Origin of the sequence: Vibrio sp. HENC-03, from assembly GCF_000305755.2 — a bacterium.
GTDB lineage: Bacteria > Pseudomonadota > Gammaproteobacteria > Enterobacterales > Vibrionaceae > Vibrio > Vibrio owensii.
This window is the reverse complement of record NZ_JH976066.1, coordinates 1-565: the sequence shown is the minus strand read 5'-3', so window position 1 is coordinate 565 and position 565 is coordinate 1. Positions and strand designations below refer to the sequence as shown.

At 46.7% G+C, this 565-nt stretch carries 4 tRNA genes; all 4 read left to right on the top strand.

Annotated features, from left to right (window positions below):
* Positions 1-95: 95 nt before the first annotated feature.
* Positions 96-171 (top strand) — tRNA-Glu (locus VCHENC03_RS18630).
* Positions 172-173: 2 nt separating this feature from the next.
* A tRNA-Lys gene (locus VCHENC03_RS18635) sits at positions 174-249 on the top strand.
* A 24-nt stretch (positions 250-273) separates the two neighbouring features.
* Positions 274-349: transfer RNA gene (locus tag VCHENC03_RS18640), tRNA-Ala, on the top strand.
* Between the two features lie 35 nt (positions 350-384).
* Positions 385-460 (top strand) — tRNA-Val (locus tag VCHENC03_RS18645).
* The last annotated feature ends 105 nt before the right edge of the window (positions 461-565 follow it).

Below are 565 nucleotides of genomic sequence, written 5' to 3'. Positions count from 1 at the left end.
TCCTTAAACGATGATTACTCACGATGAGTGTCCACACAGATTGATACGGTTTATAAGTAAAAGAGATGAAGATATCCCAATATCTTCAATCCAGTGTCCCGTTCGTCTAGAGGCCTAGGACACCGCCCTTTCACGGCGGTAACAGGGGTTCGACTCCCCTACGGGATACCATTGGGTCGTTAGCTCAGTTGGTAGAGCAGTTGACTTTTAATCAATTGGTCGCAGGTTCGAATCCTGCACGACCCACCATTCTTTAAGAATGACTCTCAAGATGGGGCTATAGCTCAGCTGGGAGAGCGCCTGCCTTGCACGCAGGAGGTCTGCGGTTCGATCCCGCATAGCTCCACCATTCTTGACGTCTACCACAAGACGAAAAACTTATGTGGGCGATTAGCTCAGTTGGGAGAGCACCTGCCTTACAAGCAGGGGGTCACTGGTTCGAGCCCGGTATCGCCCACCATCTTTAAACATTCTCTCTTGAGAGTTTTTAAAAATGGTTACTTCATAAGAAGTGATTAGCTCTTTAACAATTTGGAAAGCTGACAAAACAATCTTTAAGATTGTT